At 62.4% G+C, this 25,988-nt stretch carries 24 protein-coding genes; 10 read left to right on the top strand and 14 right to left on the bottom strand.

The window, feature by feature from the left end; all coding sequences use genetic code 11:
* Positions 1-97 precede the first annotated feature (97 nt).
* Positions 98-910, top strand: coding sequence for a PRC-barrel domain-containing protein (locus ACW4DH_RS11195; RefSeq protein WP_459636481.1), 813 nt, complete (start codon positions 98-100; stop codon positions 908-910).
* Between the two features lie 128 nt (positions 911-1,038).
* Here ACW4DH_RS11195 and ACW4DH_RS11190 read toward each other — a convergent pair whose 3' ends face one another.
* From ACW4DH_RS11190 to ACW4DH_RS11160, 7 genes are all read right to left on the bottom strand, one after another.
* Positions 1,039-3,318 carry an ATP-dependent DNA helicase gene (locus ACW4DH_RS11190; RefSeq protein WP_459636480.1) on the bottom strand — a complete coding sequence of 760 codons (2,280 nt, stop codon included), beginning with the start codon at positions 3,316-3,318 and terminating at the stop codon, positions 1,039-1,041.
* Positions 3,315-5,063 (bottom strand): VRR-NUC domain-containing protein, encoded by a 1,749-nt coding sequence (locus tag ACW4DH_RS11185; protein ID WP_459636479.1) that lies wholly within the window; start codon positions 5,061-5,063, stop codon positions 3,315-3,317. Before ACW4DH_RS11185 ends, ACW4DH_RS11190 begins: the two co-directional genes overlap by 4 nt.
* 74 nt (positions 5,064-5,137) lie before the next feature.
* On the bottom strand, positions 5,138-5,665 hold the full coding sequence (locus ACW4DH_RS11180; RefSeq protein WP_459636478.1) for a retropepsin-like aspartic protease family protein: 528 nt from the start codon (positions 5,663-5,665) through the stop codon (positions 5,138-5,140).
* Positions 5,666-5,778: 113 nt separating this feature from the next.
* Positions 5,779-6,951 (bottom strand): toxic anion resistance protein, encoded by a 1,173-nt coding sequence (locus ACW4DH_RS11175; protein WP_459636477.1) that lies wholly within the window; start codon positions 6,949-6,951, stop codon positions 5,779-5,781.
* 33 nt (positions 6,952-6,984) lie between these two features.
* Entirely contained in the window at positions 6,985-7,926 is a 942-nt protein-coding gene (locus ACW4DH_RS11170; protein ID WP_459636476.1) for a cobyrinic acid a,c-diamide synthase, read from the bottom strand.
* Positions 7,927-8,066: 140 nt separating this feature from the next.
* Positions 8,067-8,375 (bottom strand): hypothetical protein, encoded by a 309-nt coding sequence (locus tag ACW4DH_RS11165; RefSeq protein WP_459636475.1) that lies wholly within the window; start codon positions 8,373-8,375, stop codon positions 8,067-8,069.
* A 35-nt stretch (positions 8,376-8,410) separates the two neighbouring features.
* On the bottom strand, positions 8,411-9,055 hold the full coding sequence (locus ACW4DH_RS11160) for a YbhB/YbcL family Raf kinase inhibitor-like protein (RefSeq protein WP_459636474.1): 645 nt from the start codon (positions 9,053-9,055) through the stop codon (positions 8,411-8,413).
* A 269-nt stretch (positions 9,056-9,324) separates the two neighbouring features.
* Here ACW4DH_RS11160 and aguA point away from each other — a divergent pair, with 269 nt between their 5' ends.
* Both aguA and ACW4DH_RS11150 read left to right on the top strand, forming a co-directional pair.
* Positions 9,325-10,446, top strand: coding sequence for an agmatine deiminase (gene aguA, locus ACW4DH_RS11155; protein WP_459636473.1), 1,122 nt, complete (start codon positions 9,325-9,327; stop codon positions 10,444-10,446).
* Positions 10,447-10,522: 76 nt separating this feature from the next.
* Positions 10,523-10,750, top strand: a complete 228-nt coding sequence (locus tag ACW4DH_RS11150) for a YMGG-like glycine zipper-containing protein (protein ID WP_459636472.1) — start codon at positions 10,523-10,525, stop codon at positions 10,748-10,750.
* Positions 10,751-10,815: 65 nt separating this feature from the next.
* Here ACW4DH_RS11150 and ACW4DH_RS11145 read toward each other — a convergent pair whose 3' ends face one another.
* From ACW4DH_RS11145 to ACW4DH_RS11130, 4 genes are all read right to left on the bottom strand, one after another.
* Entirely contained in the window at positions 10,816-11,520 is a 705-nt protein-coding gene (locus ACW4DH_RS11145; protein WP_459636471.1) for an extensin-like domain-containing protein, read from the bottom strand.
* 59 nt (positions 11,521-11,579) lie between these two features.
* Complete coding sequence (locus ACW4DH_RS11140; RefSeq protein ID WP_459636470.1) at positions 11,580-13,043, bottom strand: dihydrolipoyl dehydrogenase; 1,464 nt, start codon at positions 13,041-13,043, stop codon at positions 11,580-11,582.
* 108 nt (positions 13,044-13,151) lie between these two features.
* Positions 13,152-13,367, bottom strand: coding sequence for a hypothetical protein (locus ACW4DH_RS11135; protein ID WP_459636469.1), 216 nt, complete (start codon positions 13,365-13,367; stop codon positions 13,152-13,154).
* A 173-nt stretch (positions 13,368-13,540) separates the two neighbouring features.
* The gene (locus tag ACW4DH_RS11130; RefSeq protein WP_459636468.1) at positions 13,541-15,175 is read right to left on the bottom strand and encodes a BCCT family transporter; all 1,635 of its coding nucleotides are present in this window, start codon (positions 15,173-15,175) and stop codon (positions 13,541-13,543) included.
* 151 nt (positions 15,176-15,326) lie between these two features.
* Between ACW4DH_RS11130 and ACW4DH_RS11125 the strand changes: the two genes are divergently transcribed.
* The 4 genes from ACW4DH_RS11125 (at position 15,327) to ACW4DH_RS11110 (ending at position 17,968) form a co-directional block, all read left to right on the top strand.
* On the top strand, positions 15,327-15,926 hold the full coding sequence (locus ACW4DH_RS11125) for a YqaA family protein (RefSeq protein ID WP_459636467.1): 600 nt from the start codon (positions 15,327-15,329) through the stop codon (positions 15,924-15,926).
* Positions 15,927-16,022: 96 nt separating this feature from the next.
* Complete coding sequence (locus ACW4DH_RS11120) at positions 16,023-16,283, top strand: type B 50S ribosomal protein L31 (protein ID WP_459636466.1); 261 nt, start codon at positions 16,023-16,025, stop codon at positions 16,281-16,283.
* Between the two features lie 151 nt (positions 16,284-16,434).
* A complete protein-coding gene (locus ACW4DH_RS11115) occupies positions 16,435-17,430 on the top strand; it encodes an LLM class flavin-dependent oxidoreductase (RefSeq protein ID WP_459636465.1) in 996 nt (331 codons plus the stop codon).
* A gap of 151 nt (positions 17,431-17,581) precedes the next feature.
* Entirely contained in the window at positions 17,582-17,968 is a 387-nt protein-coding gene (locus ACW4DH_RS11110; protein WP_459636464.1) for a hypothetical protein, read from the top strand.
* A gap of 262 nt (positions 17,969-18,230) precedes the next feature.
* Here ACW4DH_RS11110 and ACW4DH_RS11105 read toward each other — a convergent pair whose 3' ends face one another.
* Both ACW4DH_RS11105 and glnE read right to left on the bottom strand, forming a co-directional pair.
* Complete coding sequence (locus tag ACW4DH_RS11105) at positions 18,231-19,403, bottom strand: MFS transporter (RefSeq protein ID WP_459636463.1); 1,173 nt, start codon at positions 19,401-19,403, stop codon at positions 18,231-18,233.
* Positions 19,404-19,593: 190 nt separating this feature from the next.
* Positions 19,594-22,590: a bifunctional [glutamate--ammonia ligase]-adenylyl-L-tyrosine phosphorylase/[glutamate--ammonia-ligase] adenylyltransferase gene (gene glnE, locus ACW4DH_RS11100; RefSeq protein ID WP_459636462.1), complete on the bottom strand. Its 2,997-nt coding sequence runs from the start codon at positions 22,588-22,590 to the stop codon at positions 19,594-19,596.
* Positions 22,591-22,747: 157 nt separating this feature from the next.
* Here glnE and ACW4DH_RS11095 point away from each other — a divergent pair, with 157 nt between their 5' ends.
* The gene (locus ACW4DH_RS11095) at positions 22,748-23,725 is read left to right on the top strand and encodes an XdhC family protein (protein WP_459636461.1); all 978 of its coding nucleotides are present in this window, start codon (positions 22,748-22,750) and stop codon (positions 23,723-23,725) included.
* Positions 23,722-24,393: a nucleotidyltransferase family protein gene (locus ACW4DH_RS11090; protein ID WP_459636460.1), complete on the top strand. Its 672-nt coding sequence runs from the start codon at positions 23,722-23,724 to the stop codon at positions 24,391-24,393. The genes ACW4DH_RS11095 and ACW4DH_RS11090 overlap by 4 nt, the downstream gene beginning before the upstream one ends.
* Positions 24,394-24,405: 12 nt before the next feature.
* Here ACW4DH_RS11090 and ACW4DH_RS11085 read toward each other — a convergent pair whose 3' ends face one another.
* The gene (locus tag ACW4DH_RS11085; RefSeq protein ID WP_459636459.1) at positions 24,406-24,777 is read right to left on the bottom strand and encodes a diacylglycerol kinase; all 372 of its coding nucleotides are present in this window, start codon (positions 24,775-24,777) and stop codon (positions 24,406-24,408) included.
* A gap of 223 nt (positions 24,778-25,000) precedes the next feature.
* Here ACW4DH_RS11085 and ACW4DH_RS11080 point away from each other — a divergent pair, with 223 nt between their 5' ends.
* Positions 25,001-25,978 carry an MDR family oxidoreductase gene (locus ACW4DH_RS11080; protein ID WP_459636458.1) on the top strand — a complete coding sequence of 326 codons (978 nt, stop codon included), beginning with the start codon at positions 25,001-25,003 and terminating at the stop codon, positions 25,976-25,978.
* Positions 25,979-25,988 lie beyond the last annotated feature (10 nt).

Below are 25,988 nucleotides of genomic sequence, written 5' to 3'. Positions count from 1 at the left end.
GAATGGGACGTTACTCGCGTTAGAGGTGTCACGACTCGCTTTACGCTCTCTTTTCCTTTGCTAGCTTGAAGGGTGTCCCGTGCAAAGGAGGACTGACATGAAACTTCAGCATCGCATGCCCGTTTCAGCATCAGCACTCGCCCTGGCGGTCGCCTCGTCCGTCTCGATCGCCCAGGCTCAGTCACAGACGTCGGAGAATACCGCTCAGGTTAACAGCGAAAACCAGACGCAGACGTCTGCTCAGGTGCGCCCTCTTAGCGAATGGAACTATGACCAGGTATACGAGCAAGGACGGTTTCTCGGCGATCGTCTGCTGGAAGCCGATGTCATCGGCGAGAACGGCGACGACATCGGCGATGTCGTCAACGCCGTTCTCGATGAGCAGAATCAGATCATCGCGCTAATCGCTGAAGTCGGCGGATTCTGGGACATCGGCGACACGCATGTGATCGTGCCATGGGATCAGGTTGAACTCTCCGAAGAGGGCGTCCAGGTTCCGGTCAATGAGGATAACGTCGAGGATTATGAGCTCTACGGCGAAAACTCGGCCGTCACTCGCGAGGATTTTCAGCAGAAAGCCGCAGTAGATGAGGACGTCGAGACCGGTGAACGCACCTGGAAGCTTACCGAACTGCTCAATGACTACTCCAACCTGCAAAACGGCATGGAGTATGGTTATGTCGACAACACGGTCTTTTCCGAACAAGGTGAGCTGCTGGCGGTGATCGTGATGCCTTCAGGCCCCACCTTCGGCGGAGGTGGCGGTGCTATCGCCTACCCGTTCCATGGCTATACCTATGGCTGGAATCCTGGCTACAGCTCCTACGCACTGCCCTATACGCAGGAGGATGTCACCGGAATGACCACCTTCAATTACGATGAATTCAACGGCTATTGGGAAGACTCCTAACCCGCAGACAGATTCCCCACCGCCACATCCCGGCTGTCGGTAGGCAACCGGGATGCATGAGTAAACGTAATAGTGACATGAGGCTCACCGAGCAGCCCATAGCTGAACGCTCCCCAACGCCGACCGTCTTAACCGTACGGCTTCACCTGCCACCAGGTCGGCAGCAGGTCCGCGACGTCCCGACGCGCGAAGCGGTCGTCGATGAGATAGACAATGCCTCGGTCCTGCTGGGTACGTATCACTCGCCCGGCGGCCTGTATCACCTTCTGCAGGCCGGGATACAGATAGGTATAGTCATATCCCGCGCCGAAGCGCGACGCCATGCGCTGTTTGAAGTGTTCATTGACCGGGTTGAGCTGCGGTAGCCCCAGCGTGGCGATAAAGGCACCGATCAAGCGCTCGCCCGGCAGGTCGATACCTTCGCCGAAGACCCCACCCAACACGGCAAAGCCGATGCCGCGTCCGTCCAGGCTGAAACGCTCCAGAAACGCCTGCCGGGCAGGCTCGTCCATGCGCCGCGACTGTGCCCACATCGGAATCTGCGGGTGGCGCGTTCGCAGCAGCTCGGCGACCTGCTCGAGATAAGCGAAACTACTGAAGAAAGCCAGATAGTTGCCCGGCCGCTGGGCGTACTGACGGGCCATCAGTTCGACGATGGGTGAAAGCGATGCGTCGCGATGCTGATAACGCGTCGAGATGGCGCCGACGACACGGACGGCGAGCTGCCCGTCCTGAAACGGCGATTCCACTTCGACCCACGGCGTATTGTCCGGCAGCCCCAGCAGATCGGCATAGTAACGACTGGGGCTCAGGGTCGCCGAAAACAGCACCGTGGCACGCGTCGCCTCGAAGCGCGGCGTCAGGAAACTCGCCGGGACCACATTGCGCAGACAGAGCCGTGAAAGATGTGCCCCGCGTCTGCCGGGACGCAGCGTCATGTCGAACAGCGAGTGCTCGCCGAACAGCTCGGCGATGCGACAGAAATGCATGGCCTCGAAGTAGAAGGCCTGCAATGCGCCGTCCAGCGCGGCCGGCTGCTCGGCCAGATAGTCGGTCACGGCCGCTACGGCATTCTGCAGGGCCAACAGCAGCTTGTTGGGTAGCGTATCCAATACTCGATAGTCCTGCCCCGGCGCAGTGTCGCTTTCCTGCACATTCAAGGCCCGCCACTGACGCTGAACCCGCTCCAGCGATGTCTTGAGTATGGCCGGTGCGCCCCGACGCGCCGCCTGCAAGGCGACCTGGTCGAGCTCCGCGCTGTACATGCGACGCGCCCGCTCGACCAGATTGTGCGCCTCGTCCACCAACACTCCGACCCGCCATTGATGGGTGACGGTCAGGGCATGCAGCATGGCGTGGAGATCGAAGAAATAGTTGTAGTCGCCGATGACCACGTCGCTCCAGCGCGCCAGCTCCTGCCCCAGATAGTAGGGACACAGGCGGTGTTCCAGCGCCACACTGCGCAGCGTCGCCTGATCAAGCGTACCCACGTTCACCGCCGCCTGGCGCGCCGCGGGCAGGCGGTCGTAGAAGCCGCTGGCCAGCGGGCAGGCATCGCCATGACATGCCTTGTCGGGATGCTCGCAGGCCTTGTCCCGGGCGGTGAGTTCCAGCACTCGTAGCGGCAATTCAGGGGTATTGCCGCGCAGCGTCGCGAGGGTCTGCAGGGCTAGCTGCCGTCCGGGCGTCTTGGCGGTAAGAAAGAATAGCCTGTCGAGCCGCTGGCCCGGCATCGCCTTGAGCAGCGGAAACAGCGTGCCCAGGGTCTTGCCGATCCCGGTGGGCGCCTGCGTCATCAGGCAGCGCCCGGTACTCGCCGCCTTGTAGACCGCCTCGGCCAGCGGGCGCTGGCCGGCGCGAAATTGCTCATGTGGAAAACGTAGCGCCGTCAGTGCCCGATCGCGTGCCATGCCATGCGCGAGTTCCTGTTCGGCCCAGTCGAGAAAGCGCGCGCACTGCTGCTCGAAGAACTCACGCAGGGTCTCGGCGCCAAACACCTCACTGAGCACCGTCTCGCGCTGGGTGACGATATCGAAGTAGACCAGTGCCAGGCGTAGTTCGGCCAACTCCCGCGACTGGCAGAACAACCAACCATAGACCTTCACCTGTGCCCAATGCAGCGCACGGTGATTGGCCGGCATCCGCTCCAGATCGCCGCGGAAGGTCTTGATTTCTTCAAGCTGACAACGCCGAGGATCGAAGCCGTCGGCCCGGCCGCGTACGCCCAGGCTGCGATATTCCCCGCTGAGCGCAATCTCGCGCTGATAGTCCTCGCCGCGGCGCGCGGCGACCGCTGCATGCCCGGCGATGCCCTCCTGCGCCGTGGGTGACGGTGTGAATCGCAGGTCCAGGTCACCGGTCTTGGCGGTGAATTCGCATAATGCCCGCACCGCAACACGATAGCTCAAGACCCATGATCCTCGGCGGCGGATTCCGCCCACTGCACGTAGCACACCGTCACCGGCATCGCGTGTTCGGCACAGAATTCCAGCCAGCGCAGCTGATTGTCCTGCAGGCGATCCCCCGGCCCCTTGACCTCGATCATCCGGTAGCGCTGCCCGGGATCACGCCCAGGCCAGAACTGAATCAGGTCCGGCATTCCGGCGCGATTGGCCTTGATATCCTCCAATAGCCGTTCGAACCAGAGCCTCAGGTGGTGCGCCGGGAAACAGGCCAACGCCTGCTCAAGCAACGTCTCGTTCAGCACTCCCCAGTGTACGAAGGGTGATTGCAGGCCCTCTTTGGTAGCGAAATTGTCACGTATCGTGGCCAGGTACGCGTCTGATTCCAGCTCTGCCAGGCAGGCCTCGAACAGCGCTGCGCGGCGCTGATGGAAATCGGCACGCAGCAGATCCGCCGGGCCGGCATGGAAGGGATGAAAGAACGCCCCCGGCAGCGGCGCAAAGATCGCTTGCCAGCACAGCAGGCCGAACAGTGAATTGATCAGCGTGTTCTCGACATAATGCACCGGCCCGGCGGTTTCTTCGAGATGCATGCGCACCGCGCCTTCCACCGATGGTGCCACCTCGACGCGGGGTAAGGTCAGGTCGATTCGCGCCATCGGCGCCGACGCCCGACGCGGCGGCTTGGGCAATCCCAGCTTACGATGCAGGCGCGGCAGCATCCGCTGCAGATGTTGTCGCTCGCCGTCGCTTTCCGGGGCCTGTTCGGCCTCACGGGCCAGGGCGAGTGCGGCAGCATGCTCGCCGCGACGCTCGAGCACGCGCAGGCGGCGAATACGCGCCCCGGGATGCAAGCAGTCGGCATACAGCGCCAGCGCCGTGTCCAGCTCCGCGTGGCGCTCGCAATGCTGCGCGAGTTGAAACACTAACTTGGCGCGGCGCGATTCGAGCCAGGGATTGTCGATGATGGCGGGAAGCGTCATCAGGATCGTCTCCAGCGGCTCGCCCGCCTCGAAGCGCTCCCGACAGTGATGAAGATGCAGATAGGTATCCACCTCGGTACGCCGACGGAAGGCGCGCGATTCGGGGCTGAACTCCACCGTTTCGTAACGGTAGATCCCCAGGTCCGCCAGCACGAAATCGGACCAGTCCTGGCGCAGGTTACCGAAGAACATCAATCGCAGACGGTCGCACATATCCATGAGCGTTAATGCGTAAACGTCGTCGGTGCTCCACCAGGCACTGAAGCGGCGAGGCACGGCAAAGACCGGCTGTAGCCGCTCCAGCAACTCGGCTTTTTTAAGGCTGGCAGCTTTTTTAAGGCAGGCGGCACCTTTCAGGCCGGCTGAATCTTTCTCGCCGGTCGCCAGACTGACCGCAAAGGCCTGCAGGATTTCAGCCTTGGTCAGCAGGCCGAACACTTCCTCGAGCGTCAATACCGGATCGGCTTCGACCCAGCCCTGGTCGATTAACGGCTGTGCGGCAGCCCGGGGCGCACCGATTTCGACGTAGTCCAGCTTGCCGGCCCGAAACAACGTGCCTTTGCGCATGACCATGCGTGCCAACAGCGCCCGGGATGCTCGAGGCAAGGCGGGAAAGGTCGCAATGAAATCCGCCTCCTGCGTGCTCAGCAGGTCGGGGTAACGCGCCCCGACCCAGCCCAGCACGGTCTGGAAGTTGTTGAGGTAGTAGAAGGGATCTTCGAGCGGTGCGAGCGTCATTGGGGCCACGAATGCTGTACGTACATCCATGATATCAACCGCCACAACCGCATGACAACGCACTGTCCGGCGCTACAAGCCGCAGCTGGCGTAACGTATAACGGCTATGAGCGGTCCGCCGGGCGCAGAATCATCTCGTCACCCCGTATCTGAATATCGAAACGGTTGAGAAAGCTCATTCCCAACAGGGCGATATCGCCGTCGAAGCCGGGATTGATCGATCCACGTACCTGGTGCGCCGTCAGGCCGCCCAGACTGATCCGCTCGATCTGCGTCAGGTGCCCCTGCACGCGACCATTGGCAGTATTGAAGTTGGCGCTAGCACCGCGCTGAAGCCCGAGGCGCTCGGCGAGTGCCTCGGGCACCGCCACGTAACTCGCTCCGGTATCCAGCAGGAAGTCCACCGGCTCGCCATTGATACGTCCGGTAGCGATGAAATGCCCCGAAGCGTTGCGCTCCAAGGTGACGGGAAGTTGGCTGCCCTCCTCTGTCTGAACCAGGTCCGCATTGGGGTTGTGGCGTGCCTCGAACAGTCCTTGAAACCACCAGGCGCCGAACCCCAGCAATATCATCCAGAACAGCAGCATCATGCCCAGCCCGGTGCGCCGTACCGCCCTCGTCTCGTCGTTCATCTCGCCTCGATCTATCGCCTGGCAACCGAAAGTCGCCTCTGGCTTTTCAGCATAGCCGCTCCTCGCGGCGGGGCTCAGCCTCCCGGCAATGAGCGCGGACCAGGACATGCCTCTTACAGCGCATTTCCCGCCTGGGCATCGTTGCCCTTATCCAGACGATGGATGGCGCTGTCTCCTTGACGAGCCAGGGCCTCCAGACGGTCGATCTGAGCATCCAGCCGGGGCAGCGCCTCGCGCCGGTAGCGCGAGACATCATCGATGGCAGCCAGCACGTCACCGAAAGCCTGCTCGAGGGATTGCATGTCGAGCATTGCCGAGGCGGAACGATTCTGAATCTCCACTCCCTGACTGCGCAGGGACTTGGCGGTGCCGGCGATCATATCCGAGGTGGTGGAGTTAATGGCTTCGACACGGTCGAGCACCAGCCGCTGGTTGGCCAGGGCCAACGCCACCGTGACCGCCACGGAGAGCGCCGATACGGTGACGTTGACGGCCCGGTCCACGCCGCGCATGAGCTCGCGATTGTTGCGGATCACCACTTCCAGCGCCAGCACGCCCTGCTGGCTGACAGCGAGCTGCTGTTGCAGGTCGACGATACGTTGACGCAACGGGAAGAGCAGTTCCTCCTCGATGAAGCCGCGCTGCGGGTCGTCCTCGGCAAGCGCTACGCTACGCTTTTCCAGCCGCTCGTCGATCAAGCGGCCCAATGTAATCTGGTGGCGCAGCTGGGCCAGCGTGTCGCGCAATGCATCCTGATCCCCCGACAGGGTCAGGTTGTCGCGACGCAGCATGTCGCGCCCCGCTTCCAGGTCGTGAATGATGGCATCGATCGCCTCCTGCGCGCTCTCGTACTGTCGAAAGTAGCGCTGCATGCGATTGCCGACGCCGGGGATGAAGGCCAGGACCCGTTCGAGCTTGCCGCCGGAAAGCTTGCGACGGTTGGGGTCGAGTTCCTGCATACGACCGCGCAGGCTGGTCAGGGCCTGAGCCACCGGCCCGCCATCGTCGCCTTGGTGGGCGAGCTTGCGAATCGGTGTCTTGAGCATCTCGCTCTGGTGGGCGGCCTGGCGCTGGACCTCGACGCCCATCTCGTCGACGGCGCGCCGCTGTCGCTCGGTCGAGGCGGTTTCGGCATCCGCCGAAAGGATACCTGCCACGAACGCATCGGCCTGTGTCTCCAGGTCCGCCTCCCGGGACTCGGTATCGGGCTCCAGGTGGCGGGCAATCTCGTCCACCGGAGGCAAGGAGAGATGCTGCTCAGAACCGGTGTCGCGCTTATCGCTCATTGCTGCTCCCCTGTTGTGCCTCAAGGCGGTAGGTCATCGTTGGCCTCGATCGTAGTGCTCGGCCCTGTCGATGAAGACGCGCAGATCCCGCAGCGCCTGGTCGGCACTCACCGAGGCTTGTGGGCGGCCGGTCTCGATTCGCGCCATGGCCACGGCGGTGTCGTCCAGGGCCGTCAAGGCCGCCTCGTTACGCGCACTTAGATCGTTCAGATGACGTTCGGTTTCCTCCACCAGCGCCAGACGTCGCTCGAGCGCCAGGCGTTCCGCCGCCGTCAAGCGCTCGCCCTTGGACAGCCGGCGCTGCACGAACTCACGATCCACGCCCGCCACGCCACCGGCCTGCGACGCCATGGCGGTCAGGTTGTCGACGGCGCCCAGACACACCTCCCGGACCAGGGTTCGCGAACGCTCGAAGGTCAGTTCGCGCACGTCGAAACGGGCCTGCAGCACCTGCATGACATGATCGTAGCGGCTGTACAAACGATCGGCCTGCACGGCGATATCGGGCCGATGCACGTCGAGCAACTGCTGCTTGGCGGTACACAGCGCCTTGACCACATGATCGGCATCCACCGGTGGCCGTTGGGGGTCGAGGGTAGCCACGCCGGCTTCGCGCGCCTTGTTGCGTAGCTCCGCCTGGCGCCGCGCCGCTTCGGCATCATGGCGGGCCGTTTGTTGCCGCCGCTTGCGCGCATTCCACCAGCGGCGTATGCGTCCCTCGCAAGGACGCTCGATAGCGATGGCGGCCAGCCCGACGAGCCAGCCTCCCAGCGTGGGGCCGAAGCCGCCCCATAGCGAGGTCAGCCACAGCAGCAAGGCGATGAAAGGCACTACTAGCCAGTAGCGGATGATCACCTGCAGGCGGTTGGGGTATTGCGTAGGGATGGCGTGGCGTGGGCTGAGCATGCCGATCACGAACCACGGCAGACAACTGAGGAACAATCCATAAGCAAACCCTTGCAGAAATCCAAGCATATGAGCGGCCTGCCGATTGAGAAGGAAACACGATTGTAGAGGAACACCGCGGCGAGGATAAGGCCAGGCACGCGCACACGGAAACGACAACGCCCCGTCCAAGGGGCGTTAGGATCGATGCGGGCCCGGCTATGTTGCCTCTAGCGGGAAGCGGGAATCTCCAGTTGGGCATGCCGACAGGCCTTGGCGAACTCGGCATCACCCATCAGCTTGTGACCGGCCAGCTGCGCCGAGCGGATGTTGTCACCGCCCACCACTGTCGCAACCTGTTCCAGACATGCCGCCAGCGCATCCACCGCCTTCGGCTCTTCGGAGTTGCCGATCACCGCGCCGCCCTGGTCGGCCCGCGCCGAAAAACCCGTTTCGCCACGCTCGAGACGGATCTCGACACTCGCGCCTTTCTCACCCTGCGCGGCGACATCGAGCGTAATGGTCTGTATCTCGGCCATACTCTTATCCTCAGCAGGTAAAAAGCGCGCCTTGGTCATGTCAACTGCGGACTAAGGGTATAGGTGCCGACGATGCTGGTCTGTGCCAGCACGTGGCCCTGCATCGCCTCGCGTGCCTGCTCGCCGGTAAATTCCCCCTCCAGCCCCAGCGTCTCGACATCCAAGGCATAAAGGATGAAGTGATAATGATGCAGGCGCTCGTCGTTCCACGGCGGACAGGGTCCGTCGTAACCGCCGTACACCCCCTCCAGGTCGGGGTCACCGGCAAAGAAGTCGGTGTAGCTGTTAATGCCGCGCACGCCCTTGGGCGTTCTGCCCGGCGCCTTGCCCTTGGCCACCACCCCATCGGAGTCCTCGCCCTCGTCGATCTGGCGCACATGCGCAGGAATATCCACCAGCACCCAGTGGTAGAAATCCACACGCGGCAGATCTCGCGGTACGGTCTTGCCCTCCTGATTGACGTCGGTGGGGTCGGACGGCACGTCGGGATCGATCACCAGCAGGGCGAAACTGCGAGTATCCTCGGGCACGAAATCCCACACTACCTGAGGGTTGCGGTTATCGCTGAAACGAAAGTGCTGGTCAGCATCGGGCACGGCGAAGGCATACTGCCCCGGAATGGGCTTATCCTGATTGATCCCTTCGATAAACAGACGCATCGTCACTTCATCCTCAGCCATTTTTGCGCTCCTTTTCACTCGGTCGGCACTCCTTACATCCTTACAGCCTAGCCCATGATGAGCGAGACACGCATCCGGCAACGCAGACGTTGGGCCCCGCGACAAGCAGTGCTAAAGTCGGCATTTTTATCGTGCGGGAATGGCGCCGGAGCCGCGGCACTATCTAGGGCTAGGGTCTATAGGCTAGCTAGGGTCTATAGGCTGAGGTCGTTAGGTGCAGGCTTTCCGCCAAATCGAAGTCGCGAGACGCAGAATTTTCGAGGTTCACCATGACAGGCAATTTCCCCCCTGCGGCTCCCGTTACCCTGCGGCAGCAGACGCCCGCCGAGCTCGGTTTCCGCATGCCCGCCGAGTTTGCCCCGCATGATGCCTGCTGGATGCTGTGGCCGCAGCGCCCCGATAACTGGCGTTACGGCGCCAAGCCGGCGCAACGCGCCTTCGTCAAGGTCGCCACGGCGATCGCGGAAAGCGAGACCGTATTCGTCGGTGTCAATGATGAGCAGTACGAGAACGCCCGCCATCAGCTTCCCGAGCATATCCGCGTAGTCGAGCTATCGAGCAACGACGCCTGGATGCGCGACGTAGGGCCGACTTTCCTGACCCATCCGGATGGTCGACTGGCCATGGTCGACTGGGACTTCAATGCTTGGGGCGGGCTCAAGGGGGGACTTTACTTCCCTTGGGACAAGGATCGCCGCATTCGCCGCAAGATCGCCGAGATGCTTGGCGTGCCCTGCTTCGCCGCGCCCATGGTGCTCGAGGGCGGTGCCATCCATGTCGACGGCGAAGGCACGCTGATCACCACCGAGGAGTGCCTGCTCAACCCCAATCGCAACCCGGATGTCGACCGCGCCACCATGGAGCAGTTATTAGCCGACTATCTGGGCATCGAAAAGGTGATCTGGCTGGCCAACGGCTGCTATCTGGACGAAACCGATGGCCACGTCGACAATTTATGCTGCTTTATCGCCCCCGGCGTGGTGGCTCTGACCTGGACGGAAAACCAGGACGACCCGCAGTACGCCATCTCGCGCGCGGCGCTGGAGGTCTTGGAGCACGCAACCGATGCGCGCGGACGCGACTTCAAGGTCCATAAGTTGCTCCAACCGGGTCCGCTGCATATCGAGGAGGAGGAAGCCAGCGGTGTCGACCGCCTCAACAGCTCGCGGCCCCGCCAACCCGGCGATCGCATGGCCGCTTCCTACGTCAATTTCTATATCGCCAACACGGTGATCGTCATGCCGCTGCTCGACCCCGAGTACGACGATCAGGCCCGGGGGCTGCTGGCAGAGCTGTTCCCGGGGCGTCGCGTCATCGGTGTCGATGCCCGGGAGATTCTGCTCGGCGGGGGCAACATTCATTGCATCACCCAGCAACAACCGCGGCCCTGAAACGTAAAGTCCCGCTTGGCTGCATTCATCGTCGCCCTCTACGCTGAAACCCTATCCGCAAGCAGAGGAGGCTGACATGGCATTTTTACGGTGGAGCATGTTGATAGCGGTATTGGCACTGGCGGGCTGCGGCACGTCCAATACCGAGCGCGCCACCAGCGGTGCCGGGATCGGCGCCGCCGTCGGCGCGGGCGCCGGTGCGGTGACCGGCGGCAGTGTGGTCAAGGGCGCTGCGATAGGCGCAGGCGTAGGCGCGGCGACCGGTGCCGTTACCGACGAGGAAGACGTCAACCTGGACGAGTGAGCGGCCATCCTCAATTGAGCGGCTGAAAAGGTGGAATGGCAACCCGCCTGCCGAGGAGGACAACGTTATCGACAGACAGCGAAGCCGCGCATGCCCAGATGAAAATGGTTGGCGTGGGCGGCGTTGTAATCCGGCCCCAGAGTGGTCCCGAAGAATTCGCAGGCGCCGTCATGGGCCTGATGCAGAAAGTCGCCGGCCGGCCCCTCGCGGTCCCAATCCTTGAGTACACTGATACGTCGGCCATCCTCCAGGCGAAAGGCGGCGACATCGAGTGCCTCGGCGCTGGCATGTTCGCTTCTGCGGGCATTCTGGCGATGATAGATGTTGCGACAGGCGAAGGAGCCATAATGTTCGACCTCCGCTACCGGCTGGTCGAAGATCCGTTCGGCTGTCGGCTGAAGCTGGTGGCGTTCGAACATCAGCCAGGCCACCGCTAGTGGGCAGCTCGCCACGAAGCTGGAACTGAAATTCACTCCGGCCTGCTGGAGGCGCACCACATTCTTCAACGGGCAGCCTGCTATCGGGGTATAATCGGCCAGCGGCGTGTAGCGCAACCGGTTGTCTCGGGCACGCTCCAGTACCGCCAAACACGCCTGACGATCGTCGCCGAGCCGCTTCAGCTTCCACTGGGTGACGAATGTCGGCGGATCGCTGACCGATAACGGCCGCCAAGGGTTCCATTCATCGGGAATCTGCCACCACTGCTTGTCGAATCCGATACCCACCACGATCAGCAGCAGGCACGACACCGTAACCGAAAATCGCTTCATGGCATCCTTGCTATGCAATCAATCCCTGACGAACACGCAATCAGGCCGGGCACTTTGCTTCAGGTGCCCGGCCCGCATTCCATGCAGGGCTCGGAGAGTGCCGTCTCGAGGCGTAGCTGGCTACCGAGATCGCGCAGCACCTTACGCAGACTTTCTTCCAGCGTGGGGTGATAAAACGGCATGCGTAGAATTTGCGTCACCGTCATGCGCTGTTGACAGGCCCAGGCCAGCAGATGGCCTAGGTGTTCGGCTTCCGGCGCGAAGAGTTCGGCGCCCAACAGCAGTCCCGAGCCGTACTCGCCGTATACACGCATCATGCCCCGATTGACGTTCATGACACGTGCCCTCCCCTGACTCTCGAAGCAGAGCTCCGCGCAGGCAAAGCCGCCCCGCTCGCCATAGCGCGCTTCGATGTCGCGATAGTTGAGTCCGACCTTGGCGATCTGCGGCTCGCAAAACACGATGCTCAGCGGCACTCGCCGATGCCCCGCGCGAAGATGGGGAAACCGTCCGGCATTGTCGCCCGCGATACGGCCTTCGTCAGTCGCCTCGTGCAGTAGCGGTTCGCCCTGATCGACGTCACCGGCGATAAAGAAATGCTCCGCACGTCCCGTACCCCGACACTGCAGGGTAAAGCGGTCGTAGTGCGGCACCCCCTGCTCGTTCACCGAAACAGCGGTGTTTTCCAGTCCAAGACGCTCGACGTTGGGCTGGCGGCCCGTTGCGATCAGCAGCGCATCGAACGCTTCGCTCACCACCTCGCCTGAATCGCGCCGCTTGAACGTGACCACGACGTGCTCGCCCTGGCGGGCGATGTTCTGTACCTCGGCCTGCGGGTCGAGATAGAACTCCTGATTGAGTACGCGCAGCGCTTCATCGCGAACATGCGGATCGGACAGCGACCCCAGTCCTCCGCTGCGCCCGAACAGACGCAAGCGCACACCCAGGCGCGCCAACGCCTGGCTCAACTCCAGCCCGGTCACGCCCGGCCCGAACACGGCGAGCGACTCGGGCAACGTCTCCCAATCGAATAGGCTGTCGGTCGTGACCAGACGCTCGCCGGCCGCTTGAAAAGGCTCGGGCACCTTGGGGCGCGAGCCGGTGGCGATGACGACACGCTCGAAACTCACCCGGGTGTGGTCGGAGACCATCAGCGTCTGGGAATCGACGAAGCACGCATGCCCCTGCAGCTTGTCGGCGGTGGGCAGCCGTTCCAACGAGGCCAGGATGGAATCGACGAAACCGTCACGCTCGCGACGCACTCGCGCCATCACCGCACGCCCGTCGACCGTAATGTCACCTCCGCGACCGCCGAAAATCTCGATATGGCGGGCATCGTGGATGGCGTTGGCCGCCGCGATCAGCAACTTACTGGGCATGCAGCCGGTTCGCGCGCAGGTGGTGCCGTGGGGGCCGCTTTCGACCAGCAGCACCGAAGACGTGTGGGCCTTGGCGGCTCGATAGGCCGCCAGCCCTGCGCTACCGGCCCCGATGATGACCACCTCGGCATGGCGTTCCTGCATGATCCGGGCTCCTCCCTGGCAGGCAATTTAATGATGCGACTACGTGATGTGCGCAAACGCTGCTTACAGCCTAGGAGCCGGACAATGAATCAGCGAACTGGAGCGCTGCTATCCCCGCAACAGCATCACGCAGAGGGCCATCGCCCCGACGACCAGCGCGCAGACGACTGACACCACGACCAGTAAGTCGAGCAGCCGATCCAGCCTCTGCGGCTGGCGCAACAGCGCGATGAGATCGGGCTTGGCGGTAGCACGGCGGTTGGTCGTAGCACGGGGCATGGCGCGGCGGGTCGCGCCATGATGTCGGGAGGGTTTCACCGGCATGATTGGTCTCCACCGAATGGGAGCGGGTAATGCTCAGACAGTAAGAGGTTCTCACGCATTTCACCAGCTTTCTCTCATGCAATGCGAACTCCGGCCCCTCATCGGCCGGAGTTCGCTATGACGGCCTTCCCACCGCATCCTCACTGCCGAGGTCGTGGCGTGGCCCAGACGCCTTACTGGTGGGTATTGATGCGCCGGTTGACTACATCCGGCGCCCGCCGGATCCGGTCATCCTCCGCCATCATTTCCGCCTCGAAGGCGTCCGCCCCGACCGGCGTTTCATCATGCTTGCGGTATAGCGCGGCCAGCATTGCCCTGCGGTCCGCGCGCAACTCCTTGAGCAGAATAAACGCCATCCCGTAGAGGATGAAGGTGAACGGCAGTGCCGACAGCACTGCGGCGGACTGCAGCCCGTTGAGGCCGCCGGCGATGATCAGTGTCAGACAGATCCCCGCGATCAGCAGCCCCCAGGTGACGCGTTTGTAAAGGGGAGGATTGAGCGAACCGTTATCGGTCATCTGCGAGACGATGTAAGTGGCCGAATCCGCCGATGTGACCAGAAAGATGAAGATCAAGCAGATCGCCACGACAGACAACACTCCGCTGAAGGGCATCAGGTCGAACATCTCGAATAGCGCCACGGTGATGTTCTCGTCGGTGGCCGCGGCCAGTCCGACATCGCCATTGAGTTCCATGTTCAGAGCTGCGCCGCCGAACACCCCGATCCATAGGCAGGCCAACAACGGCGGCACGATGAGCACGCCGAACACGTATTCCTTGATGGTGCGGCCCCGCGACACACGCGCCACGAAGGTTCCCACGAACGGCGACCAGGCGATGACCCAGGCCCAGTAGAAGATCGTCCAGTTGGTGGCCCAGTCATTGCCGCTGTACGGCGCCACGCGCAGACTCATGCCGATGAAGTTCTGCAGATAGTCGCCGATACCCAGGGTGATGGTTTCGAGAATGGCCACGGTCGGACCGCTGAACAGCACATAGAGCATCAGTCCGAGGCACAGCATCATATTGAGATTGGAAAGACGTTTGATGCCCTTGTCGAGGCCCGACCAGGTGGACAGCATGTAACAGCAGAACATCGCGCCCATGATGATGAACTGCCAGAGCATGCTCTCTGCTACGCCGAAGACGGCATGCAGCCCGCCATTGATCTGCAGCACCGCCAAGCCGATCGAGGTGGCAACCCCCATCACGGTAGCCACGACGGCAAACACGTCCAGGGCAGTGCCAATTTCCCGGCTGCGGGGCAGCCTGGCGGCCATCGGCGACAAGACTACCGACACCAGCCCTGCCTGCCCCTTGCGAAACTGGAAGTAGGCGATGATCAGCCCCACCAGCGCGAAGGCCGCCCATTGGTGAATTCCCCAGTTGAAAAAACTGTATTGGATGGCGTAACGCGCCGCCTCCTCGGTCTCGCCGGGCATATCGGCGAAAGGCGGATTCAGATAATGGGTCATGGGCTCAGCCATGCCATAGAACACCAGCCCCACGCCAAAGCCGGCGGCCAGCAGCATGCTGACCCAGGAAAAGAAGCTGTAGCTCGGTTTGCTGTCCTGGGGGCCGAGCCGGATCTTGCCGTACTTGCTGAACGCCAGGCCCACCAGAAACAGCACGAAGCCAAACACGGAAAACAGATAGAACCAGCCGAAGTAGTGCGAAATGCCCGTCAGCGCGGAAGACGATACGCTCCCAAAGCGCTCCGGAAACGCGGCCCCCATTGCCACCAGCACGGCAATGATCGCAGCAGCAATGATAAATACACGATGCCGTCCATTATTGGCATTAACCATATGAGAGTCCTCTGGGTGTTCCTTCACTCAGCGTAATTTTTCGCTTGCTAGTTAATACTCTAGCCCGAAAGGCCAGGGTAAAGCGAAAAACACGTAAGATAGGATCTTCTACGCTAAAGACAAGTTTCTCCCCAACCAGGTGCAGTTCATCATGTCTTTAGCGAGACTCACCGTTCTTACATCCGCCCGCGCCTGGCTTGATCGCCTGGACAGATCGCGGCACGCGCTGCTGCTGCTGTTCTGCGCGTCGATGATGGAAACCCTGATCGTCCCGATTCCCATCGAGGTGATCCTGATTCCGTGGATGCTGTGTCATCCCAGGCGCAAATGGACCATCGCCAGCGTGGCGCTAGCCGGCAACCTCACCGCCGCAGCAATCGGCTATTATCTGGGGGTCTTTGCCATGGGACAGTGGGGCGATACGCTGATCCACCTTTTCGGGGGTCAGGACGCCTATGGGACGTTCCAGACCCGCTTTCAGCAGGACGGGTTCATCGCCATTCTGTCCATCGGCATCGTGCCGGTCCCCTTCCAGATTGCCATGCTCGCGGCCGGCGCCAGCGGCTACTCCTTTCTGCTGTTCATGCTGGCGGCCATGCTCGCCCGAGGCGCACGCTATTTCGGTCTGGCGTTACTGGTGGCGGTGGCGGGGAAAGCGGCTCTACGCTTGTGGAACCGTCACTCCAAGCCTCTGGGAGTGCTCGGCATGGCCCTGTTCGGCGTGTGGCTGTGGTTCCAGGTGACGCCTTGATCGACACTGGCCATCGCTTGTCAGGCGACGCGAGTTTCCCTAAAGTTAAAACGTTATTTTATAACGCTACCCAGCGAGACAATCCAGGAGATCGACATGAAAACGGGCATTCATCCCGAGTACCGGACGGTGATCTTTCACGACACCAACGTCGATGTGCATTTCAAGATGCGCTCGACCATGAATTCCAACGAAACCATCGAGTGGGAAGACGGCAACACGTATCCCTTGGTACGTCTGGATGTGTCCTCGGCGTCACACCCCTTCTATACCGGACAGCAGCGGCAGGTCAGCAGCGAAGGTCGTGCCGCACAGTTCCAACGCCGCTTCGGTAATTTCGGCACCCGCCGCAGCTAAGCATTGCCCTGGCAGGACGCCGGCTTTCCTCATGTCGCCGGCGTTTTTACAGGCTTGGTGTTGGATTGCCTGCCGGGCGTCCCCATCTGAGGTTAATTAAGCATGCTAACGAAGGGCAATTCCTCCCTTCGCCTCAACGACGCGAGGCCCTATGAGCCGACTTTCCGATATTCCGCTTTCCGTTCTCGATCTCGCCCCGATCACCCGCGAGGGAACTGCTGCTGAGACGTTTCGGCGTACCGTCGATCTCGCCCAGCATACCGAGCGCCTGGGTTATCATCGCTACTGGCTGGCCGAGCATCACAATATTGACGGTATCGCCAGTGCGGCGACTGCCGTGCTCATCGGTCACGTCGCCGGCGCCACTCAGCGGATTCGTGTTGGCTCGGGCGGTATCATGCTGCCCAATCATCCGCCACTGGTGATCGCCGAGCAGTTCGGCACCCTCGAAACGCTGTATCCGGGTCGCATCGACTTGGGGCTGGGCCGAGCGCCGGGCTCCGATGGCGTCACCATGCAGGCCATGCGCCGAGATCCGCGCTCGGGTATCAACGACTTTCCCGATCAACTCGACGAGCTGCGCCGCTATCTGGGCGACCCGCTACCCGATCAGCGCGTCAAGGCTACACCGGGCCAAGGAACGCATGTGCCGATCTGGCTGCTGGGCTCGAGTGGTTACAGCGCCCAGCTTGCCGCTCATTTGGGACTGCCCTTCGCCTTCGCCGGCCAGTTCGCCCCCGGTTACATGCATGAAGCGATTCGTCTGTACCGGCAGGGATTTCGCCCCTCCGCGGTTCTCGACAAGCCCTACGTCATGCTGGGTATCCCGCTGATCGCCGCCGACACCGATGAACAAGCGCACTTCCAGGCCACTACGCAGCAGCAGAAGTTTCTCAACCTGATTCGCGGCAAGAGCACGCGCACCCTGCCACCGACGACCCAACTCGACTGGTCGCCACAGGAACAGGCCATGGTGGCCCAGAATCTCGGCGCCGCTATCGTGGGCGGCAAGCAAACGATTCGTGACCAACTGGAGGACTTTCTCGAGCGCACCGAGGCCGACGAACTGATGATCAATGGTGACTTTTACCATCATGAGGATCGTCTGCGGAGCTACGAGATCCTTGCCGAGGCATGGCGGGGCTAGCGCAAACACCGCGCCATGAGTCCGGGCGGCAGCATGCAACCATTCCCGGACTCGGCTGTCATAGCTCTAGCACAACGGCAAGGAAAGCGACGCTCAACACACCACGAGAACGTGCAGGAATGGCACGCATATCCTGGTAGCGGAGTAACACATGACAGATCAGTGGCAACCTCATCGCGACAGTTCTGCCCAGAACAATGCCGCCTGGCGCGCCGCCCAGCAATGGCGCGAGCGGGTCAATCAGACGCGTCCCTCTCAGAGCGTGAGCGGGTTACGCCTGATCGGCACCTGGCTGCTGTTCGGGGCGATGTTAATCATCGGCACGCTGCTCGGCTTGTTCTTCCTGCTGATCGGTTGGGCCATGTTGCCTTTTTTACGCCATCGCATGAAAAAGCGCGCCGAGGCCTTTCGTGCTCAGCAGGCACAGTACGCTGGCGGCAACTTTACCGCTAGCGAGCGCACAAGCACGGGCGAGACATCGTCACCCCGGCATCGCCAAGTCTTGGAAGGGCAGTACACGACCAAGCCTCGTCATTGAACGGCCGGTACCCTCCGAGCCGCTATAGGTCACGCGGCTCATTAACCGCATTCAATCGCTCAAGCATAAAAAGACCCGCGCAGAGAGTGCGCGGGTTGAGGCGGGGTGTTGCTAGGGATGCATCTCGGAACGATGCAAGAAATGACTGTCTGCTTAGCCTTCAGACATCTGCACTTTAACGCCCACCTTACGATAACCCCAATATATTGTCGGCATTGACCCAATAGTCAAATAAAATCAAAAGCGGCCTGCCCTTACCGATTCATGCGCGCACCGCCGTCCGAGACTGTCGCAACCGCCAATAGGTGTAGGCAATGGCCGCCATGAACAGGGCTGCTGCGAAGCTGTACAACACGCCACTGCCTCCCCGCTCATAGAGCGGCGTCCCGATCAGCGGACCGCACGCCATGCCCATGAAACGAGCGAAGTTATAGACGCCGACGGCCGTGGCTCGATTGTGCACAAACGCCTCGGTGAGCAGTGTCGTCTGAATCGGCATGGACAGTCCCAGGAACAGGCCGAACAACGCCAGCGTAACGATGAGCAGCGACAAAGTGACATGCGCCACCATCACGAAGGCGATGATGGCCAATACATTCAGTACCGAAGCGCCAAGTAGCAGCCGTTTGGCATCGAATCTTTCCTGGGCCCTGCCGCTCATGAAGCTACCGATCACCACGCCCAGGGACAGTGGTAGAAACATCAAGCCTTTCTGCTCGACCGACAGGTCATACTCCGCCGTCAGGAGGCTGGGCAGGAACACCAGGAAATTGTAGAACGCATAGAACTGCACGAATCCCAACAGTACGATCGCTGAGCCGAAGCGATGCGTGAACACGGCAAGATAATTTCCAAGGTTGAACCGGCTGATGCTTGCCTGGGGGCGGGTCTCTTTCAGGAAAGCGTAATTCAGCACAAAGACGCCGGCCCCGATGACCGACAGCACCAAGAAGACATAGTGATAATCCAGCACACCGCCGACGAAGCCTCCGGCGACCGGGCCGAGTACCGGGCCCAGCGCGACCATCATCTGAAAAGTCCCCATCGCCCTGGCGCGCAGACGTCCCTCAAACAGATCGCCGATCACGGTTACCGCCACGACGGATCCCGCGGCGATACCCACCGCCTGCAGGGCCCGAAAGAGCAACAGGCTATGGATAGTGTTGGACCAGAAGCACCCCAGCGACGCCAAAACATAAATCACCACGCCGACCAACAATATGCGCCGCCGCCCGATCCGGTCGGTCAAGGGACCGTACACGATCTGCATGATCGCCATGAAGAAAGTGAAAATGGAGATACTCAGATTGATCAGGAAGTGGCTGGTATTCAGTGACGCCGCCAGTTCCGGCAGGATTGGCGCATAGATCGTTTGCGTGAAAGGTCCAAGAAACGCCGCGAAGGCCACCATGTATATGATCCATTGCGACGTCATGCGCTGTCCCCTGAGCCGTGTCTCGACAAAAATTTGCCACTATAGCCAATTGGGTAGTTTATTAGCAAAGCAATAGTATGTATTTGCGGCAGGTACCGTATCGCGGCGAAAAGCTAAAAACGCCCCGCAGCGTTAGAGCTACGGAGCGCCTAAAAGGCCGTGCGGCGTTACAGCCGCTTCATAAGCGGTTCTACGTGCGATCCGGCTCAAGCAGCATTTGCCAGACATGGCGCACGGCCTGGCGATGGCCGTGAAAATCCTGGTCGCGGACCCGTACGTCGCCCTTGGTCAAAGCGGTGCGGTGAGCAGCGTTACGATACGCCAGATAGGCTTCGCGCAGGCGTCGGGCGTCGTCGGCCGGCAAGCGGCCACTGGCCTCGAGAGTTTCCAGAATCCGCATGTTGTCGCTCCACCTCAGGAGCTCGGGCGCCTCATGGCCCATCGCCAATACCGCGTATTGGCAAAGAAACTCGATATCCACCATACCGCCCGCATCCTGCTTGAGATGGAACCAACCCTCGCGCTGAGCGCTCTCGCTGCTGCCGAGGTGGCTGCGCATCTTGTGGCGCATGTCGACCACATCGCTGCGCAGCACTTCCCGGTCGCGCTGGCGACCGAGAATCTCGCACCGCACGGCATCGAAACGTTCGATCAATGCCGCGCTGCCCACCACCGGACGCGCCCGCACCAGCGCCTGATGTTCCCAGGTCCAGGCCTGGTGGCGTTGATATTCAGCGTAGGCATCGAGCGAGGTGACCAACAATCCGGCGTTGCCCGAAGGCCGCAGCCGCATGTCGACGTCGTAGAGCGCACCCGCCGGCGTCACGGCGGTCAGCAGATGAATGATGCGCTGCCCCAAGCGAGTGAAGAATACCGCGTTATCGATGATACGCGGGCCATCGGTACTGCCCTGAGACGCGCCGTCATGCAGGAAGACCAGATCCAGGTCGGAACCGTACCCCAATTCGATACCGCCCAGCTTGCCATAACCGATGACCGCAAACCCCGCCTCACCGACGTCATTCCCCTGACGCTTGGGACGTCCGTGTTTGCGTACCAGGTGTTTCCAGGCCATGGCCAGCACCTGTTCCAGCACGACCTCGGCGATATACGTGAGATAATCGCTGACCTTCATCAACGGCCGGGCGCCGGCAATATCCGAGGCGGCGACATGCAGTACCTGGGCGTGCTTGAAGTTACGCAACGCCTCGAGCTGAGCCTCTTCGTCATCTTCGGGAATACGCGCCAGGGCCTGGCGCAGCTCATCGGCGAGTTTCGCCTTGTCGGCCGGCGAGTACAGCGTGGCGGGATGCAGCAGTTCGTCGAGCAGCAGCGGATGCCGGGCGAGTTGATCGGCAATCCACGGACTCGCCGCGCACAACTTCACCAGTTGGGGTAGCGCTTCGGGATTCTCACGCAGCAGTGCCAGATAGGCCGTACGTCGCAGCACCGCCTCGATCAGCGGCAGTATGCGCTCCATGACCCGGTCGGGACTCTCGCTCGAGGCCACCGCCGTCAGTAGCAGCGGCATCAGCGCATCGAGACGCTCGTAACCGATACGTTGCATGCTTTGTACCTGACGCGAATGGCGCAGCGTCCCCAGGCGTTTCAGCACCGATTCGGGCTCGGCGAACCCCGCCTCCTCAAGCAGCGCGACCGCTTCTTCCGGTGTCAACTCGTCGCGCCACAGCGCGCGCAGCTCTTCCAGCGAATGACTGCCACGGTCGTCCTCGGCTGATGTATCCGGCTCCACGTCGTCCTCGGGCGGCGCGATCACTGCATCGAAGTGCTTCTGCACGCGGCCACGCACTTCGCCGAGCCTTGCCATCAGCGCTGGCCAATCTTCCGCCTGCATGGCCAGCGCCAGCCGCTCGCGTCCCAGTTCGTTGTCCGGCAGGGTCTGGGTCTGGCGATCCTGCTGCGCCTGCAGGGCATGCTCCATATCGCGCAGGAACACATAATCCGCGGAGAGCTCGTCCACGACCTCGGCAGGCAACAGGCCCAGCCCGGGTAGGTGCTGCAAGGCCTGGCGCAGGGAAGGCATCTGCAATTCCGTGTCTCGTCCGCCGCGAATCAACTGAAAGACCTGAACCACGAACTCGACTTCGCGAATCCCGCCTGCGCCCAGCTTGATGTTGTTCGCCAGGCCCTTGCGCTTGACCTCACGGTTGATCAGCGACTTCATCTCGCGCAGCGACTCGATGGCTCCGAAATCCAGATACTTGCGGTAGACGAAGGGCTTCAGCTCGGCCAGCAATTCACGACCTGCCTCCAGGTCCCCCGCCACGGGCCGGGCCTTGAGCATGGCGTAGCGCTCCCACTCCCGTCCTTGGTCCTGATAGTAGCTGCTCAGCATCGCGAAACTGCCCACCAGCGGCCCGCCTTCACCCAGCGGACGCAGACGCATGTCGACCCGGAACACGAACCCCTCGGCGCTTACGCTATCCAGAGCGGCGATCAGTTTCTGTCCCAGCTTGGTGAAATACTCCTGATGATCGAGCGACTTGCGTCCGCCCTGGGTCTGGCCCTTTTCCGCGAAGGCGAAGATCAGATCGATATCCGAGGACAGATTCAGCTCCCCCGCGCCGAACTTGCCCATGCCGAGCACCACCAGGCGCTGCGGCGTGTCGTCCGCGCGCGGCGCCGGCGTTCCCCAACGCGGGGTCAGATGCTCTTCGAGCCAGGACAATGCCCCGTCCAGACACACCTCGGCAAGCTGCGAGACGCTCGCCGCCGTCCGCCACATCTGTTCCCGGTCGCATGGGGATCGAGCCAGGTCGCGCCAGATGATGCCCACCATTCGCGCCCGGCGGAAACGCCGCAGGCACGCCTGCATCTGCGTTTCATCGCTGGCGGTCTCGAGCCCTTCGGCCAGCCAGCTTGCCATGGCCTCCCGCGACGGCGCCTCATCCAGTTCCTGACTGGCATCGAGGCGCATCAACAGCCGCGGCTGTCGCATCAACGCTTCGCTCACGTAATCGGAAAGTGCCACGACCCTGGCCAGCTCGCGGCGTCGCGCCTCGCTCAGCGCCAGCCAGTCCGTCAGCGGCGATTCGCCGTCACTCGCCTGGGCGGCACGCTCGGCCGCCGTCAGACTATCATTGAGATGTGACTGCACGTTGTGCAGCGTCTTGCGCAGCGGTTCGGGGAATTCCGTCGGGCAAAGAAAGGATTCGGGCAGGACCATGGGGGCCTCCTGTCGGGTGCACCTTCAGCATAGCGAAGGCGGGGGACGGGCAGAAGCGCCGAAAGCATCTGCCGACATAGAGTCCGACGAGCGCATTCGCTATGCTGGACGCCTGTTGGCGATCGGCCAACCAGCGTTTCGTCGCCAAGGAGACGGCATGCAACATCTCGATCTGCAAGTCATGGAGCGCGCGTTGGCCTGGGCCAACGCCGGCGAGGATATCTGGTTATGCACGGTACTGGACACCTTCGGCTCCTCGCCACGTGCGCCCGGCTCGCTGCTGGTGGCACGCGCCGATGGCCGCCATGCCGGCTCATTATCTGGCGGCTGCGTGGAAGAGGACTTCCTCGCCCGGCTGCGCGACGGTGCGTTCTCAGCGTCAGTCAGCGTGATTCGCTACGGTGACAGTACCGCAGAAAGCCCGCAAGTGCGTCTGCCCTGTGGCGGCATTCTCGAAGTCCTGGTCGAACGTCTGGTGCCGAACGAGGCAAACCTGGTGCATCTCGAGGTGCTGCACGCCACCCTGCTCGGCCAACGTCCGCTGATGCGCCGTGTCGCGCTCGATACGGGACAGGTGCGGTTTGTCGAGGACAGCGGCCAGGGCCCACGCGTCGAGCGGGAACCCGGCGGGGGGGCATTCCGCATCCGTGTCGGTCCCGCGCTGCGCCTGATCATTGCCGGTATCTCGCCGGTCTCGGTGGCCTGCGCCGAATTCGCCAGAACGCTGGGCTTCGAAGTCATCGTCTGCGACCCTCGTGCCGAGGTACGCAAGGATTTCACGGTCAGCGGCGTCGAGTTGCAACCCTTGCTCCCCTCGCTGTTCATCGCCTCCGGTGGCTGCCATGCCTCGACTGCGGTCGTGGCCCTGACCCACGACCCGCGGATCGACGACCTGGCGATGATCGAGGCGGTCCGGACCCCCGCGTTCTATATCGGCGTCATGGGGTCGCGCCAGACCTCCGATCAGCGTGCCGCGCGCCTGCGCCGCTCGGGAGGGCTGGATGAGCAGGCCATTGCCCGCATTCACATGCCTATCGGCTTAGCGCTGGGCAGCAAGACACCTGCGGAAATCGCCCTGGCGGTCATGGCCGACATCCTGCGCGTGCATCGCGGCAAGCCGCGTGAGGCGCTGTGAGCGACACGCGAGACATGTTCCCCTCTGGCCCGTTCCCTGAACAGACAAACGACCCGCCGAGCCCACGGGTAGTCGCGCTGGTCATGGCGGCGGGCCGGGCGCGGCGCTTCGGCACGGACAAGCGGCGCGCCCGGCTGCCCGATGGACGCTCGCTGCTTGCGGCAACCCTGGCGCTGGCCCAGGACAGCTTTTCGAGCGTCTATGTGGCGATACGCGACGATGACGCCCCACAGGCGCTGGCGATCCCGCCTCGGGTGTCCATCCTGCGGACCGCACACGCCGACGAGGGGCTGGGCAGCAGCCTGGCGGATGCGTTTCTCGCACTGGAAACAGCTGTGACGTGCGACGTCACCGCTGCGGCGGTGCTACTGGGCGACATGCCCTGGGTAGCCCCCGCCACCTGCCGGCAACTGATCATGCACGCAGATTCAGCGCGTATCGTACGCCCCCGCCACGATGGACGTCCCGGACATCCAGTGCTGTTCGGTCGCGCCTTGTGGGCGGACATGCCCCTGATCAGAGGCCAGTCGGGCGCACGCGAACTGTTGCGTCGCCACCCCGCGGCCTGCCGCACGCTCGAGGTGGCGGATGCCGGCATTCATCGCGACGTCGACCGCCCCGCCGACCTTGCCGGATATGGCGATACTCGAAACGGCCCATGGCCCTAGCGGCGCGGACCATCAACGGAAGAATTTTTCCCACGCCAGCAACGCCCAGGTCACGGCCGCCATGATCAGCGCCAGCATGACCGCCGCCGAGCCAATGTCCTTGGCCCGCCCGGACAGCACATGATGTTCCGAGCCAATACGGTCGACCACGTTTTCCACCGCGCTGTTGAGCAGCTCGACGATCAGCACGAAGATACAGCTGCCCACCAGCAGCAGCCACTCCACCGGATCTTCTCCGATCCACCAGGCCAGCGGCACCAGCACCCCGCAGATTCCCAACTCCTGCCGGAAGGCGGCTTCATTGTGAAAGGCGGCGCGCAATCCCTTCAAGGAGTAATGGGTGGAGTGCACCAGATGGCGCAGGCCGGTGTGGCGGGATTTCATGATGCTGGGTCCTCAGCTGCTCGCAGAATGCCCGAAATGGCGAGGAAGGCGGAAACAGGGCCGCTATAGTCAAACGACGATGCTAGCAGAACGGCGCCCCGATGGTAGACAACGCGCTCACGAATACTCCGGCCCTCTTCCTTGGTCGCGTTGTCCGCAGCACGCCTGACCCACTACGCTATCATCACCGCGACCCTTGAAGCCCATTGTGACAGGAGATGTCATGCCCCGCGTACTCAAGCTTGTTGACGATACGCCACGCGCCCGAGTGGAAACGCTCGATATCGGCGAATTGCCGAACCGCTCAGTTTGCGTGGATATCGAATATTCCGATCTAAATTACAAGGATGCCTTGGCGGTGACTGGCAAGGGCAAGATCGTTCGGGAGCTGCCCTTCGTGCCCGGTATCGATTTTGCCGGCACGGTACGCGTTTCCGAAGATGAGCGCTACGGTCCTGGCGACAAGGTGATACTGACCGGCTGGGGCGTGGGTGAGCGTTACTGGGGGGGGTATGCCGATACCATGACGGTCGATGCCGACTGGCTGGTGCCTTGTCCCAGTCCGCTGACGACGCGCCAGACCATGCTGCTGGGGACCGCCGGCTTGACCGCGATGTTATGCGTGATGCGCCTGCAGGATGCCGGACTGACACCCGGTGATGGCCCGGTACTGGTCACCGGCGCCAGTGGCGGCGTCGGTAGCTGGGCGGTGCAGATGCTCGCCCACGCAGGCTTCGAGGTGCATGCGGTAACAGGCAAGCCCGCCCAAGGCGAATGGCTGACCTCGCTGGGCGCACATACCCTGCATGCACGGGCCGACTTCGAAGGTGACGGCAAGCCGCTCGACAAGGGACGCTGGGCAGGTGCCGTGGATACCGCTGGGGGCCAGGTGCTGGCCAATGTCCTGGCACAGATGGATTATCACGGACGTGTGGCAGCCGTCGGCCTCGCCGGAGGCACCCAATTGCCGACCACGGTACTGCCCTTCATCCTGCGTGGCGTGTCGCTGCTGGGCACCGACAGCGTGATGATCCCCTTCGAAAAGCGTCGTGCCGCCTGGCAGCGCATTGCCGCGTTGCCCAATGCTCTGTTCACGCGCATGGCGGTGGAGGAAATCGGCCTCGAAGACATTGCGCAACGCGCGAACGCCATGCTGCGAGGCGAGACTCATGGGCGTGTATTAATCAACCTGGCACGATGAATGCGCTTCA

The sequence above is a fragment of the Halomonas sp. WWR20 genome, from assembly GCF_054602495.1.
This window is presented reverse-complemented; position numbering and strand designations above follow the sequence as displayed.

Bases quoted from the DNA above. Each gene is read 5' to 3' on its own strand.
- ACW4DH_RS11195 (WP_459636481.1), top strand. From the start codon at position 98: ATGAAACTTCAGCATCGCATGCCCGTTTCAGCATCAGCACTCGCCCTG.
- ACW4DH_RS11185 (WP_459636479.1), bottom strand. From the start codon at position 5,063: ATGGATGTACGTACAGCATTCGTGGCCCCAATGACGCTCGCACCGCTC.
- ACW4DH_RS11180 (WP_459636478.1), bottom strand. From the start codon at position 5,665: ATGAACGACGAGACGAGGGCGGTACGGCGCACCGGGCTGGGCATGATG.
- ACW4DH_RS11175 (WP_459636477.1), bottom strand. From the start codon at position 6,951: ATGAGCGATAAGCGCGACACCGGTTCTGAGCAGCATCTCTCCTTGCCT.
- ACW4DH_RS11170 (WP_459636476.1), bottom strand. From the start codon at position 7,926: ATGCTTGGATTTCTGCAAGGGTTTGCTTATGGATTGTTCCTCAGTTGT.
- ACW4DH_RS11165 (WP_459636475.1), bottom strand. From the start codon at position 8,375: ATGGCCGAGATACAGACCATTACGCTCGATGTCGCCGCGCAGGGTGAG.
- ACW4DH_RS11160 (WP_459636474.1), bottom strand. From the start codon at position 9,055: ATGGCTGAGGATGAAGTGACGATGCGTCTGTTTATCGAAGGGATCAAT.
- aguA (WP_459636473.1), top strand. From the start codon at position 9,325: ATGACAGGCAATTTCCCCCCTGCGGCTCCCGTTACCCTGCGGCAGCAG.
- ACW4DH_RS11150 (WP_459636472.1), top strand. From the start codon at position 10,523: ATGGCATTTTTACGGTGGAGCATGTTGATAGCGGTATTGGCACTGGCG.
- ACW4DH_RS11145 (WP_459636471.1), bottom strand. From the start codon at position 11,520: ATGAAGCGATTTTCGGTTACGGTGTCGTGCCTGCTGCTGATCGTGGTG.
- ACW4DH_RS11140 (WP_459636470.1), bottom strand. From the start codon at position 13,043: ATGCAGGAACGCCATGCCGAGGTGGTCATCATCGGGGCCGGTAGCGCA.
- ACW4DH_RS11135 (WP_459636469.1), bottom strand. From the start codon at position 13,367: ATGCCGGTGAAACCCTCCCGACATCATGGCGCGACCCGCCGCGCCATG.
- ACW4DH_RS11130 (WP_459636468.1), bottom strand. From the start codon at position 15,175: ATGGTTAATGCCAATAATGGACGGCATCGTGTATTTATCATTGCTGCT.
- ACW4DH_RS11125 (WP_459636467.1), top strand. From the start codon at position 15,327: ATGTCTTTAGCGAGACTCACCGTTCTTACATCCGCCCGCGCCTGGCTT.
- ACW4DH_RS11120 (WP_459636466.1), top strand. From the start codon at position 16,023: ATGAAAACGGGCATTCATCCCGAGTACCGGACGGTGATCTTTCACGAC.
- ACW4DH_RS11115 (WP_459636465.1), top strand. From the start codon at position 16,435: ATGAGCCGACTTTCCGATATTCCGCTTTCCGTTCTCGATCTCGCCCCG.
- ACW4DH_RS11110 (WP_459636464.1), top strand. From the start codon at position 17,582: ATGACAGATCAGTGGCAACCTCATCGCGACAGTTCTGCCCAGAACAAT.
- ACW4DH_RS11105 (WP_459636463.1), bottom strand. From the start codon at position 19,403: ATGACGTCGCAATGGATCATATACATGGTGGCCTTCGCGGCGTTTCTT.
- glnE (WP_459636462.1), bottom strand. From the start codon at position 22,590: ATGGTCCTGCCCGAATCCTTTCTTTGCCCGACGGAATTCCCCGAACCG.
- ACW4DH_RS11095 (WP_459636461.1), top strand. From the start codon at position 22,748: ATGCAACATCTCGATCTGCAAGTCATGGAGCGCGCGTTGGCCTGGGCC.
- ACW4DH_RS11085 (WP_459636459.1), bottom strand. From the start codon at position 24,777: ATGAAATCCCGCCACACCGGCCTGCGCCATCTGGTGCACTCCACCCAT.
- ACW4DH_RS11080 (WP_459636458.1), top strand. From the start codon at position 25,001: ATGCCCCGCGTACTCAAGCTTGTTGACGATACGCCACGCGCCCGAGTG.